Here is a 239-nt window from a genome sequence, read left to right on the forward strand (position 1 = left end):
CCGTCCAGCTTCACGAATCCGCCGGCGCCGAACGCCAGGCCGCCCACCAGATAGAGGGGGATGGGGGACATGCCGATTCTGCCCGCTAACCGAGCCAGGAGGCCGAGGCAGAACACAACGGCCCCCAGTTCAACGAGGGCTAATGCGAGCGGATCCATGCCGGTCAGCCGTTGCGGAGGATGTCGGCTGCCGAGTCAAGTCCTTCCTGGGTGCCGACCGCTACCAGCAGGTCACCGGTG

Annotated in this window: 2 pseudogenes; both read right to left on the reverse strand. The window is 66.5% G+C overall.

What is annotated here, in order from left to right:
* A pseudogene (locus ACPYOG_RS20580) lies at positions 1 to 158 on the reverse strand (cation:proton antiporter); the annotation flags it as partial.
* A gap of 5 nt (positions 159 to 163) precedes the next feature.
* Positions 164 to 239, reverse strand: a pseudogene (locus ACPYOG_RS20585) (potassium transporter TrkA); the annotation flags it as partial.

The sequence above is a fragment of the Leifsonia sp. HAY1-4F genome (assembly GCF_056755275.1).